This window comes from Methylomarinovum tepidoasis (genome assembly GCF_030294985.1).
In the GTDB taxonomy this organism is placed as follows: domain Bacteria; phylum Pseudomonadota; class Gammaproteobacteria; order Methylococcales; family Methylothermaceae; genus Methylohalobius; species Methylohalobius tepidoasis.
This window is the reverse complement of record NZ_AP024718.1, coordinates 2373789-2386641: the sequence shown is the minus strand read 5'-3', so window position 1 is coordinate 2386641 and position 12853 is coordinate 2373789. Positions and strand designations below refer to the sequence as shown.

Below are 12853 nucleotides of genomic sequence, written 5' to 3'. Positions count from 1 at the left end.
ATGGCTGAGGAAGAATGTCCCAAATGCCCCGCCGGGGCCCCGGCGTGGGTGATGACCTTCGCCGACTTGATGTCGCTGCTGATGTGCTTCTTCGTGCTGCTGTTGTCGTTCGCCACCATGGACGTGATTCGCTTCCGGCAGATGGCGGCGTCCCTGAAGAACGCCTTCGGGGTGCAGACCGAGATCGTCGCTTATGAAATCGTCAAGGGCACCAGCGTCATCGCCCAGCATTTCAGCCCGGCGACAGTGGAACCCACGCCCTTGGACGAAATCCGCCAGTCCACCACCGAGGATCTCCCCAATCTCGATATCCCCGAGTCCACCGAGGAAAAGTCCACGGAAGGCGAGGGGGAGATGGACAAGGAAGCCATGGAAAAAATGCTGGCGGAGGAAAAACGCAAGGAACTGGAAGCCGAGGCGGCCCGGATCCGCGAGTCGCTGCTGGAGGAAATCAAGGCTGGCAAGATCAGTGTGGAGATGCAGGAAGACAAGATCATCGTCCGCATCCATGAGAAAGGCTCCTTCCCCTCCGGCAGTGCGGTACTCAACAGCGGTTTCGGTCCGGCGATGAAAAAGATCATCGACGTGGTCAAACGCAGCCGGGGCAAGGTGATCGTCGCCGGCCACACCGACAACGTCCCCATCCGCACCGAATGGTATCGTTCCAATTGGGAACTGTCGGCGGCGCGGGCGGTGACCGTCGCCCATGAGCTGCTCAGGGGCGGTGTCGATCCCAAGCGTCTGATGGTGGTCGGTTACGCCGACACCCAGCCGCTGGTTCCCAACACCAGCGCCGCCAACCGGGCGCGCAACCGGCGGGTCGAAATCATTCTGGAACAGGAGAAACATTGATGGAGACAAGCGAACAACTGCCGGAACGCCGGCGTTTCTTTCGGGTCGAGGACGAGATTGTCCTGGTCTACCGCCCTATCGCTCCGGAGGACATGCCTCCGGTGGAGGCATTCCAAAATCAGCTGGTCGATCATTTTTCCCTGACCTCGACGTTGGCGTACCTGACCCAGGAATCCCAGGCGCAGCTGCACCGCATCGAGCGTGAAAATCCGGCCGTGGCCGACTATCTCAAGACGCTGGAACGCAAGATCGAGGCGCTGGCCCAGGCCGTGATGATCAGTAACAACCGTCTTGCTGACCAGCCGACCCGCAAGGTCAATCTCAGCGCCGCCGGCATCGCCTTCACCGCCGACCAGCCACTGGCGGAAGGCGGCCTGTTGGAACTGAAGATGGTACTGCCGCCCTCGCTGGTGGGAATCGTCACCTTTGGCAAGGTGGTCTACTGTACGCCCTTGGAGGAGGGGGAAGGTTGGCGGGTCGGCGTGGATTTCCTCAGCATGCGCGAGCAGGACAGGGAGGTGCTGATCCGCCACGTGGTCAAACGCCAGCTCACCCTGATCCGGGCCCGGAAGCATCCGCCGGCAAGCTGATTTATACTGTTCTCTCGGCAAATATCGGACAGGTGAATGCTCACGGCAGCGGCACAAGCGCTGTTGCACGAACTGGCCGACGGACGCTTTCATTCCGGAACCGTGCTGGCCGCCCGCCTGGGCATCAGCCGGGCAGCGGTGTGGAAGCGGATCCGCCAGCTGCAGGCGGCGGGCGTGTCGGTCACTTCGGTGCCCGGGCGGGGATACCGCCTGTATCCGCCTCTGGAGCTGCTGGATCCAGAGACGATCGCAAGGGAGCTCCAGACCCTCGGGGCGGACGCCCCGCTCGGGTTGACGGTTCACGCTTGCCTGCCCTCCACCAATGCATGGCTGCTGGCGCGGGCGGGCGGGTTGCCTCGGGGCAGCGTCTGTCTGGCGGAAGCCCAGACCGCCGGGCGTGGCCGCCTGGGGCGGCGCTGGGTGTCACCGTTCGGTTGCCATCTGTACCTGTCGTTGTTATGGCGCTTCGACGATGCGGCTGCCGCCGCAGGCTTAAGCCTTGCCGTCGGTGTGGCGGTGCGCCAGGCGCTGCAGCGGCTCGGCATCGAGGGAATCGAACTCAAGTGGCCCAACGACCTGCTCTGGCAGGGAAGCAAGCTCGCTGGCATCCTGATCGAGGCGGTCAGCGAGCAGCAGGGGCCCTGCAGCTTGGTGATCGGCGTGGGCGTGAACGGCACGATGCCGGCCACGGCCGCCCGTCAGATCGACCAGCCCTGGGTGGACCTCCATACCCTGTTGGGGCGTCCGCCGCCCCGTAACCGTCTGACCGCCTGCGTGATCGCCGAGCTGCTGGCGCTGCTCCACGCTTACGAGGAGGCGGGGGCGGCGGTATGGATAGAGCGCTGGCGGGCGCACAACTGCGTGCTTGGGCGGTCGGTGAGCGTGCAGCAGGGGGAGCGGGTCTATACCGCCACCGCCGTGGACGTGGCGCCCGACGGTGCTCTGGTGCTGGTGGATGCCGGCGGGCGCCGCCACAAGATCAACGCCGGCGATGTGAAACTGCGACTGGGCGCGTGATGGAATTGTTGGTGGACAGCGGCAACAGCCGCCTCAAGTGGGCTGTGCTGGAACGCGGCGTGATCGGTCCGGCCCGGTCAGCGCTCGGAGGCAGGGAGTTGACGCCGGCACGACTGGACCGTCTCTGGGGAGAGTTGCCGGTCCCCGACCGGGTGTGGATCGCCAACGTCGCTGGCGAAGCGGTAGCCGTCTGTCTGGAGCGCTGGCTGCAAAGCCGCTGGGGAAAGACGGGAAATTTCGTCAGTTCCCGTCGGGATGCCTGCGGAGTCCGCAGCGGTTATCGCGATCCCCGGCAGCTGGGGGTAGACCGCTGGCTGGCGTTGATCGCCGCCCGCCATTATCATCCCCTGCCGGCCTGTATCGTCGATTGCGGCACCGCCCTGACCCTGGACGTGCTCGACAGCGACGGTCGTCACCACGGTGGCCTGATCTGCCCCGGGGCGGCATTGATGCGCCAGAGTCTGGGGTGGGGAACCGCGCAGGTGAAAACAGAGGAGCACGAAATTGATGCGCTGTTGGGCGATCACACCGCCGCCGCCGTCGCGCTCGGGGTGGAGGCGGCGCTGGCCGGCTTGGTGGAGCGAAGCCTGGCGCGGCTGGCGCCGCGCTGGCCTGACCTGCACCTGGTACTGACCGGCGGGGATGCCGTCCGCCTGGCGCGGAATCTTTCCCGGCCCGCACAACTGGCGCCGGATCTGGTGCTGCGGGGGCTGGCGCTGGTCAGCCGGCAGCCATGAGTCGGCGGCTCACCTATATCCTCCTGGTCGCCAATCTGCTGTTCTTCCTGTGGGCGACATACGGCCGAAATGCCGCGCCGTGGCAACGGGTCGTCTCCGGCGTTTCTCTGGAGCGCATCATCCTGGTGGACGAAGTGACCCGGGCATCCAGGCAGATCGCTGAGGCTGAATCTGCGGCCGAAGCGCCTGCCACAGCGCCGAGGACTCAAGGCGTCAACGCCGAGTCCCGTCCCCCTGTGCGGAAATCCCAATGTCATCGCCTTGGCCCTTTGAATGGCCGCAAGGCCGCCGTGCGTCTGCTGACCCAGTTCCTTCAATTGGGGCTTGCCGCCCGGGTGGCCGAGGAAGAAGCCGAGGAGGTGACCGGCTACTGGCTGATGTACCCGCCGGCCGCCGATCTGGCGACGGCGCGCCGCAATCTGGCCCGGCTGCGGCAACTGGGGTGGAAGGATCTGTGGTTGTTCGAACGCGGCCGCTGGCGTGGTGCCATTTCCCTGGGGCTGTACGCCCAGCGCAGCCGGGCCGAGGCGATGGCGGCGCAGCTGCACGCCCAGGGCGTCGAGGTGGAAATCCTGCCGCGCCAAGTCCGGGGACGGCGTTTCTGGCTCGAATCGGCTCAGGAACCTTTTCCCGGCTGGCGGGCCTCGGTGGCCGCCTGGGGTTGGTCGGTGAAGCCCTGTACCCGTTCGGAGGGGAACGCAGGTACGCTGCAGCAGTAATGCAGCGTCACCAGCAGGGTGAACTGAATCCCGAAGATCAGATTGGCGATCAGCAGGTGGAGCGGTTGCAGCCACGGTGGTATCCCCAGCCGCTCCATGCCGATACCGGTTCCCACCGCCAGGAAGACCAACAGGCCCAGCGCCAGGGTAAGGCGGAACAATAGATGCCGCTGGGGCAGTAGGCGCAGCAGCCGCCACGCCATGGCCAGATTGGCGCACAGCAGCGCCAGGGCGAACCCCCGGTGCCAGTAGAACACCCACGGCAGTTCCTGGGGCCAGTGGCGGCGGCCGGTGAACTGGTGGGCCTTGGCGATGGCGTCCACCGCTTCGCGGACCTGAGCGCCGAGACCGATCTGGATCAGGGTCACGAGCAACAGCGCTCCCAGTAGCCAGACGTGGCGGCGTTGCAGGGAGCGAAGGTGGACGGGCGTCAGCGCTTCCCGTTCGGCCCGGATCACCGCGTAGATCAGCAACGCGACGATGACCAGCGCCATCAGCATGTGGGCGGTGATCATCAGGGGATGGAGGTTGCTGCTTACCACCACCGCCCCCAGCCAGCCCTGGAACACGACTAGCAACAGAGCGGCCAGCGCCGCGTAGAACACCGGTGGATCGCCGCGCCGGAAGGGTAGGGCGGCCCAGACTGTGAGGATGATGAGCAGGCCGGTGGTCACTCCGGTGAGGCGGTTGAGGTATTCGGTCCAGGTCTTGACCGGGTTGAAGCGAGTGTCGGCGTATCCCCGCTGGGCGTAGATTTCGTGGTAATTGGCCGGCAGCTGGGATTCGTCGGTGGGCGGAATCCACTGTCCGAAGCAGGTGGGCCAGTCGGGACAACCCATGCCGGCGCCCGAGGCCCGGACGATGGCGCCCACGAGGATCAGGAAATAGACCGTGGCGATGGTGAGGGTGCCGATGCGGCGGAAACGGCGCAGGGTGTCCTCGTGCATGTCGGTTTCCGGTGGTGGCTCGTTGGAACGCCCATGATACACCAACCTTCGCGACCAGCGGCACCCTGCGCCGGCCGTGCGCCGCAGGCGTCAGGCGAAGATCTGACGTGTTTCGTCGATGCCCTCGATTTCGACGACCTCGATGTCCGGTGTCAGTCCCAGGCGGCTGAAGGCGCCGATGGTGGTGGGATCGACCGGTGGTTCCTCCCCCTGGCTGGCCAGGTGTTCCAGGTAGGCGACCTGGATGATGTCTACGTAATCCGCCTCCCCGTCGGGGCTCTGCCGATTCCACTGGCGGTAGTCGCTGACGACCTGGCGGAGTGTGTCGGGGAAGTTCCAGTGGCTTAGGATCAGGGCGCCGATGGCGGGATGGAGTTCGTCGAGCAGTCGGTCGAGGGCGGTCTGGTCCCTGGCCAGTGCCTGGTTGCGGTTGGCCAGCACCAGGATGGGGAGTTTGCCGATCTGGTGGATGAGCCCTGCCAGGAGCGCATGTTCGGCGTCCAGGTGGGGGGTGAGGGTCGCCAGCGCGCGGCTGATGGCGGCGACATCGACACTGGTGCGCCAGATGTCCCGGAAGTAGCGCTCCAACAGGGCGGAATCGGGCTGAAAGACCTGCTTCATCGCCAGGCCGGTGATGAGGGTTCGCACGGTGTCGTAACCCAGGCGCATGATCGCCATCTGCAGGTTGGTGATCTCGGTACGGGCGCGGTAGAGGGGGCTGTTGGCCACTTGCAGCAGCCTGGCGCTGAGGGCGGCATCCTCGGCGATCATGTCCGCCAGCTGGGAGGCGGTCGCCTTGCCGCCTTCCACCGCAGCGCGCACTTTGAGGGCGACCTCGGGCAGCGTTGGCAGGGTGATGCGATCCTTTTCGATTTCTTCTTTCAGACGAGCGAGAAATTGCTGGGGGGTGACGGCTTGCATGACGGTCAGGGTTCCCTGTGTTGGTTGACGGCTCAAGGAACAGTATAGGCGAGATCGCGCCGCTGCAGCGGGTGCTGCGGTGCGGATGTCAACCGGAGCGCGGAACCGTGAACCGCATCACAGCGGACCACCGCGAGCAGTTCCGTCCCTTTTGCAGCTGGGGCGGAATTGATCACCTGCCCGACGCCTTCCTCCCCGGCGACCAGCGCCGTGCCGGGGGGCGGCGGTTCGGCGCCGGCGGCGAAGAAGCGGTACAGCCGCCGTTTGACCTGGCCGCGGTAGTGGGTCCGGGCGATGATCTCCTGGCCGGTGTAACACCCCTTGTCAAAGCTGATCCCCCCGAGCAGGTCGAGGTTGAGCATCTGGGGCAGGAAGCGGCCGCTGGTGGCGGCGGTCACCCAGGGCAGACCACTGCGGATGTCATGCAGGCGCCAACATGCCGGCGGCGCTTCACGGGCTTCTGACGGCCGCAGACCTGCTTCCAGATCGGCTCGCTGTCCCAGCAGCAGCCAGCGGGGTAGAGTGTCGGGCACCCGGATCCAGGCGATCCGGCCGATCCAGATGATTTCGTCCCCCACTCGGGGAGGCGTTTGCGGCAGCCGGAGAAGCTCGCCCCGGATTCCGAGACAGGCCCATTCCGTCACCGCTAGGGTGACGTCGGCACGCAGCACGTAACGACGCAGGTGTTGTGCGATGTCCTCCGCCAGATCGGCGGCCAGCACCAGCAGGAACGCCGCATCGTGTTTCAGAATCCTGAAGTTCGCCAGTACCCGCCCCTGGGGATTGCAAACGGCGCCCAGGCCGCTTTGGCCCTCATTGATACGGTGCACGTCGCATGTGATCTGGCCCTGAAGAAAGGCTGCCGCGTCGCGGCCGCCAACCTTCGCCACGGCCAGATCGGTCACGGGCGTTATTTCTGTTATTTCTAGGAGGTTTGAGGCTGTGGTCATAGTCGTGCCGTTTTGGATTCAGGTTTGCAGAAATTGACTATCGCTCATTGATTGGGAAAGATTCAAGCAGTTCCTGAATGGGTTGCGGCTCGGCTGACAAGGCCCTACAATTTTTTCTGTTTCGCCGTGTAATTCATTCCCCCCGCCATTCGAGGCCCGGCCGTGAACCGACCCCTGTCCCCGCACCTGCAAATCTACCGGCTGCCGCTGACCGCCTGGCTGTCGATCACCCATCGGATCACCGGGGTCGTGCTCAGTTTCGGTTTGCTGGTGCTGGTGGGCATGGTGCTGGCGATTGCTGGGGCCGGGGAAGGCTATGGAGCCCTGCAGGCGTTTCTGCACGGCTTTTGGGGCCGGGTGTGGCTGTTTTTGTGGCTGCTGGCCCTGTTTTCGCATTTCTGCCACGGCATCCGTCATCTGCTCTGGGACGTGATCTTGGGGTTCGAGCGCGAGCGGCTGTCGCGCCACAGCCTGCTGGAACTGCTGGCCGCGCTAGGATTGACTTGCCTGGCCTGGTTATGGATTTGAAGCCCGCCTTCCGTACTCCCCTGGCCCGGGCGCTTGGCCTCGGCAGCGCTCACAGCGGCAGCGGGCACTGGTGGCGGCAACGGCTGACCGCCATCGCCCTGGTTCTGCTGACCGGCTGGTTGATCTGGTTTTTGGCGCAGCTGAGCCGGTTGCCTCATGGCGAGATGCTGGCTTGGCTGGCCCGCCCCTGGCAGGCGGGACTGTTGCTGGCCTATCTGGTCACTGCCGGTTATCACGCCGCCCTGGGGTTGCAGGTGGTCATCGAGGATTACGTGCATCATCCGGTCCGAAAACTGACCGCCCTGATCGGCGTCCGGCTGGGAATGGGGGGGGTGGTGCTCGTGGGGGTGACCGGCCTGATTCGAATCATCGCCACTGGAGGTGCCGGATGAAGCCGGCCTATCCCATCACCACCCATACTTACGACACCGTCGTGGTCGGCGCCGGCGGCGCCGGCCTGCGGGCGACCCTGGGAATGGCGGCGCGGGGGCTCAAGACCGCCTGCATCACCAAGGTGTTTCCGACCCGCAGCCACACCGTCGCCGCCCAGGGAGGGATCAGCGCCGCCTTGGGCAACGTGGGGGAGGACGACTGGCGCTGGCACATGTACGACACCGTCAAGGGTTCCGACTGGCTCGGCGATCAGGACGCCATCGAGTACATGTGCCGCGAGGCCATCCCGGCGGTGATCGAGCTGGAGCACATGGGGGTGCCCTTCTCCCGCACCCCGGACGGCAAGATCTACCAGCGCGCCTTCGGCGGCATGACCACCCATTTCGGCAAGGGGGAGGCCCGGCGAACCTGCGCCGCCGCCGACCGCACCGGCCATGCCATCCTCCACACCCTGTACCAGCAGTCCCTCAAGCATCAGGCTCAGTTCTTCATCGAATACTTCGCCCTCGATCTGGTCATGGACGAGGATGGGGTCTGCCGCGGCGTGCTGGCCTGGTGCCTGGAGGACGGCAGCCTGCACCTGTTTCGCGCCCACATGACGGTGATCGCCACCGGCGGTTACGGGCGGGTCTATTTCTCCTGCACCTCGGCCCACACCTGTACCGGTGACGGCAACGCCATGGTGCTGCGCGCCGGTCTGCCGCTGCAGGACATGGAATTCGTCCAGTTCCACCCTACCGGCATATACGGCGCCGGCTGCCTCATCACCGAGGGCGCCCGCGGGGAGGGGGGCTACCTGACCAATTCCGAAGGGGAACGCTTCATGGCGCGCTACGCACCCCACGCCAAGGATCTGGCCTCGCGTGACGTGGTTAGCCGCGCCATGACCATCGAAATCCGGGAAGGCCGCGGCGTCGGTCCCCACAAGGACCATCTGCTGCTGCACCTGGAACACCTGGACCCGAAGATCATTCACGAACGCCTACCGGGGATCGCCGAGACCGCCCGCATCTTCGCCGGGATCGATGTCACCCGGGAGCCGATTCCGGTCATTCCCACCGCCCATTACAACATGGGCGGCATTCCCACCAATCTCGACGCCGAGGTGGTCACCCTCAGGAACGACGACCCGGAAACCCCGGTGCCGGGGCTGATGGCCATCGGCGAGGCCGCCTGCGTGTCGGTCCACGGCGCCAACCGCCTGGGCTCCAATTCCCTGCTGGACATCGTCGTCTTCGGCCGCGCCGCCGCCATCCGCTGTGCCGAGCTGGTCAAGCCGCGCCGTCCCCACAAGACGCTGTCCGATGCCGCGCTCGAGCCGCTGCTGACCCGCTTCGACCGCATCCGCCACGCCGACGGCAGCCTGCGGGTGGCCGAGGTGCGCGAGCGCATGCAGCGCTGCATGCAGAATCACGCCGCCGTGTTCCGCAACGCCGAGGTGCTGCGGGAAGGTCTGGACCAGCTCAGGGAAATCGCCGCCAGTTTCGAGGACATCCGCCTCAGCGACCGCTCTTTGGTGTGGAACACCGATCTGGTGGAAGCCCTGGAGCTGGCCAACCTGCTGCCCCAGGCCCTGGTCACCGTCGCCGCCGCCCTCAACCGCACCGAAAGCCGCGGCGCCCATGCCCGAGAGGACTATCCCGAGCGCGACGACGACCACTGGCTCAAGCACACCCTGATCTGGCTCGACCGGGGCGACGCTTCCCGCATCGCCTACCGGCCGGTACATCTCAAGCCGTTGACCGCCGACGTCGAGCCCATCCCACCCCAGCCGCGAGTGTACTGAGATGGTGGAATTCACCCTGCCGGCCCACGCCAAGGTCAAGCCGGGGAAAATCTGGCCCGCCCCGGAAGGGGCCGAGGACATCCTCACGGTCAAGCTGTACCGCTACGATCCCGAATCCGGCGACAATCCCCGCCTCGATACCTATCTGGTGGACCGCAGCCGCTGCGGCAAGATGGTGCTCGACGTCCTGTTCCACATCAAGAACGAGATCGACTCCAGCCTCGCCTTCCGCCGCTCCTGCCGCGAGGGAGTGTGCGGTTCCTGCGCCATGAACGTCAACGGCCGCAACACCCTGGCCTGCATCAAGCCGCTGGCCGAGGTGGGCGACACCCTTACCCTCTATCCGCTGCCCCACCTGGAGGTGCACAAGGACCTGGTGGTGGACATGACTCACTTCTACGCCCAGTACGCCTCGGTCCAGTCCTGGCTCAAGGCGCTCACCCCAGCCCCGGCCGACCGCGAGCGTCTCCAGAGCCCCGAGGAACGCGCCCGGCTCGACGGTCTCTACGACTGCATCCTGTGCGCCTGCTGCTCCACGTCCTGTCCCAGCTACTGGTGGAACGGCGACCGTTATCTGGGGCCGGCGGTGCTGCTGCAGGCCTACCGCTGGATCGCCGACAGCCGCGACGAGGCCACCGGCGAACGCCTCGACCAGCTCGAAGACCCCTTCAAGCTGTACCGTTGCCACACCATCATGAACTGTACGGATACCTGTCCCAAGGGACTCAATCCCGCCAAAGCCATCGCCGAGATCAAGAAGCTTCTCATCGAACGCAAGCTGTGACCGCGCCGGAACCGTTGCGCTGGCGCTGCCGCCGCGGCATGCGGGAGCTGGACGTCCTGCTGGAAAGGTGGCTGGCCCGCCATTGGGAGACAGCGACGGCGGCGGAACAGGCAGCTTTCGCGCGACTGCTGAGCTATCCCGATCCCCTGCTGTGGGACTGGCTGGTGGCCGGTCACCCCGGGCCTGACGAGGAACTGGCCGCCCTGTGCTGTCGGATTCGCGCTTCGGTCTAGATCTCCGTTTCTGCCCTTCCCGCTGGCAGTCGCTCTGGCTTATGGGCGGTCACGGCCTCGCCCTGACGGCCGTGGTGATGAGCGCGATCCCGCCACCCTGGCCGGTGGTGCTGACGCTGCTGGTGCTGGCCCACGGCAGCGGTGCTTGGTTCGCGCGTCACCGCTTCGTCGGCTGGCGCCTCAGCTACCGTGACGGTCACTGGCGCCTGCAGGATGCCAGAGGGAATCGGGTTTCCACCCGATTATGTCCCTCCACCTGGATGAGTCCTTGGGTTACGGTATTGCACTGGCGTACGGAACAGGGGGATTTTCTCGCCGTGCCGGTCTGGAAAGACGCCCTGGCGGCCGCCGATTACCGCAGGTTACAGGCACGTTTGCGGTGGGGGTGACAGTCCGGCCAGTTCCTCCAGGCACAGGTCCAGGGCCGTGTCCCAGGCGGGCGGGGTGAGGCCGAAGGTGGCGCTCAGTTTGCCAGTGTCGAGCACCGACCAGGCCGGTCGGTGGGCGGGGGTGGGGTAGTCGGCAGTGGTGATAGGATCGATCCGGGCGGCGGTCTCCGGCAACAGCCCGGCGTCGATTCCCAGACGGCGGATGGCGTCGGCAAAACCGTGCCAGGTGGTGGCGCCCGTGCAGGTGAGGTGATAGGTGCCGCAGGTTGCCGGCAGATCGCGGCGGGCCAGCATTTGCGCGGTGGTTTCGGCGATGACCCGGCTCCAGGTGGGGGTGCCCGATTGGTCTGCCACCACGCCGATCAGCTCCTTTTCCCGCAGCAGCCGCAGCATGGTGAGGAGGAAGTTTTTCCCGCGCGCGCCATAGACCCAGGCGGTGCGCAGGATCCAGTGGCGGCAGCCGGTGGCGCGGATCGCCTCTTCGCCTGCCAGTTTGGTGCGCCCGTAGGCGTTTTGGGGGCCGGTGGGATCGTCCTCCCGGTAAGGGCGGTCGCCGTCGCCGGCAAAGACGTAGTCGGTGGAGTAATGAATCAGCCCGGCCCCCAGGCGCTGGGCTTCCTCCGCCAGGATGCCGGGGGCGGTAGCGTTGATCTTCTCGGCCAGTTGCGGTTCCGATTCGGCCCGGTCGACGGCGGTGTAGGCGGCGGCGTTGACGATCAAAGCGGGTCTGATCCGTCGCAGGGCGGGAACGATGCAGTCGGGATCGGCCAGATCGACGGCCGGCTCGCTGCAGCGGTCCAGGGCGATCACCTGACCCAAGGGCAGCAGGGCGCGGCGCAGTTCGAAGGCCACCTGGCCCTGGCGGCCGATGACGAGAATGGGGCGGGTCATGGCCGATAGCCGGGCAGGTCGGTTGCCGCGATGTCACGCAGACGCGATCCCCGGCGGTCCTTGTCCGACAGCAGGGGTTCGGTCACCGGCCAGTCGATGCCGATGTCCGGGTCGTTCCACAGCAGGCTGTGCTCGGTGGCCGGGTTGTAGAAGTCGGTGCACTTGTAGGCGAACAGGGCTTCCTCGCTCAGAACGCAGAAGCCGTGGGCGAAGCCCTCGGGGACGTAGAGCTGGCGGTGGTTGTCCGCCGACAGTTCGTACCCCACCCACTGGCCGAAGGTGGGCGAGCCTTTGCGGATGTCCACGGCGACGTCGAACACCGCCCCCTTGAGCACCTGCACCAGCTTGCCCTGGGGCTGGGGCCACTGGTAATGGAGCCCGCGCAGGATCCCCTGGCGTGACAGGGACAGGTTGTCCTGGACGAAGTCCAGGTCCAGACCGGCCTCGGCATAGCGGCGCCGGTTCCAGGTTTCCATGAAGAAACCGCGCCGGTCGCCGAAGACGTCCGGTTCGATCAGCAGCACGCCGGGGAGTTTGGTTTCGCTGACTTTCATGCGGATGCGGGTTGGGTTTTTTCGTGTTCTAAGGTTTTTTTAAGCCAGGAATAAAGCGCTTCCGGGGCGACATCGGCGCCGTTGGGCCAACAGATCGTACCCAAGCTTGGGTCCACCCGAAGGGTTCGGAAGCGTTCAGGGTCGCGCAGAGGCGCGAAGATGCCGCGGAAAGAAAGATGTGCTCCCAAATCCAGCGCGCCTTCAAGACCATCCTCGAAGCGCAAATAGACATGGTGGTTGCCAAGCGGACGGGCTTCAACGAGATCGACGAGCATAGTTACTCCAATGGTGGTATCGGTTTCAAAGGGGCATAGCGCTCCGCCCGTTGCCAATTGTCCATCAGCTCCGATTGGTGTCTGGCAGCCCATTCCATGACCAGACTGAGGACGCGGGGAGACAATTTGCCTTCCAGCAGCCCAAGCGGTTCGATACCGACGATTGCTTTCTGATTTCCGTAACGGACATGGAAATGAGGTGGGGCATGATCGTCATAGAACATGGCGATAACGATACCAAAGAATCGGCTGATTTCAGGCATCAATGCTTCTCGAATTTTTGCTTG

The 12853-nt window shown here is 65.5% G+C and carries 18 protein-coding genes; 11 read left to right on the top strand and 7 right to left on the bottom strand.

Annotation, left to right across the window (positions count from 1 at the left end):
* The 5 genes from MIN45_RS12065 to MIN45_RS12045 are packed head-to-tail and all read left to right on the top strand — an operon-like array spanning position 1 to position 3915.
* Positions 1–852 (top strand): flagellar motor protein MotB, encoded by an 852-nt coding sequence (locus tag MIN45_RS12065; protein WP_286292540.1) that lies wholly within the window; start codon positions 1–3, stop codon positions 850–852.
* Positions 852–1442: a PilZ domain-containing protein gene (locus MIN45_RS12060; protein ID WP_286292538.1), complete on the top strand. Its 591-nt coding sequence runs from the start codon at positions 852–854 to the stop codon at positions 1440–1442. Before MIN45_RS12065 ends, MIN45_RS12060 begins: the two co-directional genes overlap by 1 nt.
* A gap of 36 nt (positions 1443–1478) precedes the next feature.
* A complete protein-coding gene (gene birA / locus MIN45_RS12055) occupies positions 1479–2459 on the top strand; it encodes a bifunctional biotin--[acetyl-CoA-carboxylase] ligase/biotin operon repressor BirA (protein ID WP_286292537.1) in 981 nt (326 codons plus the stop codon).
* Positions 2459–3196 (top strand): type III pantothenate kinase, encoded by a 738-nt coding sequence (locus MIN45_RS12050; protein ID WP_286292535.1) that lies wholly within the window; start codon positions 2459–2461, stop codon positions 3194–3196. Before birA ends, MIN45_RS12050 begins: the two co-directional genes overlap by 1 nt.
* Positions 3193–3915, top strand: coding sequence for a hypothetical protein (locus MIN45_RS12045; protein WP_286292534.1), 723 nt, complete (start codon positions 3193–3195; stop codon positions 3913–3915). Before MIN45_RS12050 ends, MIN45_RS12045 begins: the two co-directional genes overlap by 4 nt.
* Here the strand turns inward: MIN45_RS12045 and MIN45_RS12040 are convergent.
* The 3 genes from MIN45_RS12040 to ygfZ all read right to left on the bottom strand — a co-directional run bounded on the left by MIN45_RS12040 (position 3813) and on the right by ygfZ (position 6688).
* Positions 3813–4862, bottom strand: a complete 1050-nt coding sequence (locus MIN45_RS12040; RefSeq protein ID WP_286292533.1) for a COX15/CtaA family protein — start codon at positions 4860–4862, stop codon at positions 3813–3815. The genes MIN45_RS12045 and MIN45_RS12040 overlap by 103 nt on opposite strands.
* 90 nt (positions 4863–4952) lie before the next feature.
* Positions 4953–5783 (bottom strand): HDOD domain-containing protein, encoded by an 831-nt coding sequence (locus MIN45_RS12035; protein ID WP_286292532.1) that lies wholly within the window; start codon positions 5781–5783, stop codon positions 4953–4955.
* 32 nt (positions 5784–5815) lie between these two features.
* Complete coding sequence (ygfZ, locus tag MIN45_RS12030) at positions 5816–6688, bottom strand: CAF17-like 4Fe-4S cluster assembly/insertion protein YgfZ (RefSeq protein ID WP_286292531.1); 873 nt, start codon at positions 6686–6688, stop codon at positions 5816–5818.
* Positions 6689–6895: 207 nt separating this feature from the next.
* On the opposite strand from ygfZ, the gene sdhC reads away from it, so the two are divergent.
* Genes sdhC through MIN45_RS12000 form a run of 6 tightly spaced genes read left to right on the top strand, consistent with a single transcriptional unit; the run spans position 6896 to position 10846 of the window.
* Positions 6896–7261 carry a succinate dehydrogenase, cytochrome b556 subunit gene (sdhC, locus tag MIN45_RS12025; RefSeq protein ID WP_286292530.1) on the top strand — a complete coding sequence of 122 codons (366 nt, stop codon included), beginning with the start codon at positions 6896–6898 and terminating at the stop codon, positions 7259–7261.
* The gene (gene sdhD, locus MIN45_RS12020; RefSeq protein ID WP_286292529.1) at positions 7252–7653 is read left to right on the top strand and encodes a succinate dehydrogenase, hydrophobic membrane anchor protein; all 402 of its coding nucleotides are present in this window, start codon (positions 7252–7254) and stop codon (positions 7651–7653) included. Before sdhC ends, sdhD begins: the two co-directional genes overlap by 10 nt.
* Positions 7650–9440 (top strand): succinate dehydrogenase flavoprotein subunit, encoded by a 1791-nt coding sequence (gene sdhA / locus MIN45_RS12015; protein WP_286292528.1) that lies wholly within the window; start codon positions 7650–7652, stop codon positions 9438–9440. The genes sdhD and sdhA overlap by 4 nt, the downstream gene beginning before the upstream one ends.
* Before the next feature lies 1 nt (position 9441).
* Positions 9442–10224, top strand: a complete 783-nt coding sequence (locus MIN45_RS12010; RefSeq protein WP_286292526.1) for a succinate dehydrogenase iron-sulfur subunit — start codon at positions 9442–9444, stop codon at positions 10222–10224.
* The gene (locus MIN45_RS12005; RefSeq protein ID WP_286292525.1) at positions 10221–10457 is read left to right on the top strand and encodes an FAD assembly factor SdhE; all 237 of its coding nucleotides are present in this window, start codon (positions 10221–10223) and stop codon (positions 10455–10457) included. Before MIN45_RS12010 ends, MIN45_RS12005 begins: the two co-directional genes overlap by 4 nt.
* Positions 10430–10846: a protein YgfX gene (locus MIN45_RS12000; RefSeq protein ID WP_286292523.1), complete on the top strand. Its 417-nt coding sequence runs from the start codon at positions 10430–10432 to the stop codon at positions 10844–10846. Before MIN45_RS12005 ends, MIN45_RS12000 begins: the two co-directional genes overlap by 28 nt.
* On the opposite strand, the gene rfbD is transcribed toward MIN45_RS12000, so the two are convergent.
* The 4 genes from rfbD to MIN45_RS11980 are packed head-to-tail and all read right to left on the bottom strand — an operon-like array spanning position 10820 to position 12829.
* Positions 10820–11737: a dTDP-4-dehydrorhamnose reductase gene (gene rfbD, locus MIN45_RS11995; protein WP_286292521.1), complete on the bottom strand. Its 918-nt coding sequence runs from the start codon at positions 11735–11737 to the stop codon at positions 10820–10822. The two genes, MIN45_RS12000 and rfbD, sit on opposite strands and share 27 nt — an antisense overlap.
* Positions 11734–12291 (bottom strand): dTDP-4-dehydrorhamnose 3,5-epimerase, encoded by a 558-nt coding sequence (gene rfbC, locus MIN45_RS11990; RefSeq protein WP_286292519.1) that lies wholly within the window; start codon positions 12289–12291, stop codon positions 11734–11736. Before rfbC ends, rfbD begins: the two co-directional genes overlap by 4 nt.
* On the bottom strand, positions 12288–12566 hold the full coding sequence (locus tag MIN45_RS11985; RefSeq protein ID WP_286292517.1) for a DUF2442 domain-containing protein: 279 nt from the start codon (positions 12564–12566) through the stop codon (positions 12288–12290). Before MIN45_RS11985 ends, rfbC begins: the two co-directional genes overlap by 4 nt.
* A gap of 2 nt (positions 12567–12568) precedes the next feature.
* Positions 12569–12829, bottom strand: a complete 261-nt coding sequence (locus tag MIN45_RS11980; protein ID WP_286292516.1) for a DUF4160 domain-containing protein — start codon at positions 12827–12829, stop codon at positions 12569–12571.
* Between the last annotated feature and the right edge of the window lie 24 nt (positions 12830–12853).

What these genes read in the sequence shown, in the direction of transcription:
- sdhA (WP_286292528.1), top strand. Translation starts at nt 7,650, where the DNA reads ATGAAGCCGGCCTATCCCATCACCACCCATACTTACGACACCGTCGTG.
- MIN45_RS12060 (WP_286292538.1), top strand. Translation starts at nt 852, where the DNA reads ATGGAGACAAGCGAACAACTGCCGGAACGCCGGCGTTTCTTTCGGGTC.
- rfbD (WP_286292521.1), bottom strand. Translation starts at nt 11,737, where the DNA reads ATGACCCGCCCCATTCTCGTCATCGGCCGCCAGGGCCAGGTGGCCTTC.
- MIN45_RS12065 (WP_286292540.1), top strand. Translation starts at nt 1, where the DNA reads ATGGCTGAGGAAGAATGTCCCAAATGCCCCGCCGGGGCCCCGGCGTGG.
- MIN45_RS12040 (WP_286292533.1), bottom strand. Translation starts at nt 4,862, where the DNA reads ATGCACGAGGACACCCTGCGCCGTTTCCGCCGCATCGGCACCCTCACC.
- MIN45_RS12035 (WP_286292532.1), bottom strand. Translation starts at nt 5,783, where the DNA reads ATGCAAGCCGTCACCCCCCAGCAATTTCTCGCTCGTCTGAAAGAAGAA.
- MIN45_RS12045 (WP_286292534.1), top strand. Translation starts at nt 3,193, where the DNA reads ATGAGTCGGCGGCTCACCTATATCCTCCTGGTCGCCAATCTGCTGTTC.
- birA (WP_286292537.1), top strand. Translation starts at nt 1,479, where the DNA reads ATGCTCACGGCAGCGGCACAAGCGCTGTTGCACGAACTGGCCGACGGA.
- MIN45_RS11985 (WP_286292517.1), bottom strand. Translation starts at nt 12,566, where the DNA reads ATGCTCGTCGATCTCGTTGAAGCCCGTCCGCTTGGCAACCACCATGTC.
- rfbC (WP_286292519.1), bottom strand. Translation starts at nt 12,291, where the DNA reads ATGAAAGTCAGCGAAACCAAACTCCCCGGCGTGCTGCTGATCGAACCG.
- sdhD (WP_286292529.1), top strand. Translation starts at nt 7,252, where the DNA reads ATGGATTTGAAGCCCGCCTTCCGTACTCCCCTGGCCCGGGCGCTTGGC.
- MIN45_RS12050 (WP_286292535.1), top strand. Translation starts at nt 2,459, where the DNA reads ATGGAATTGTTGGTGGACAGCGGCAACAGCCGCCTCAAGTGGGCTGTG.
- MIN45_RS11980 (WP_286292516.1), bottom strand. Translation starts at nt 12,829, where the DNA reads ATGCCTGAAATCAGCCGATTCTTTGGTATCGTTATCGCCATGTTCTAT.
- MIN45_RS12010 (WP_286292526.1), top strand. Translation starts at nt 9,442, where the DNA reads ATGGTGGAATTCACCCTGCCGGCCCACGCCAAGGTCAAGCCGGGGAAA.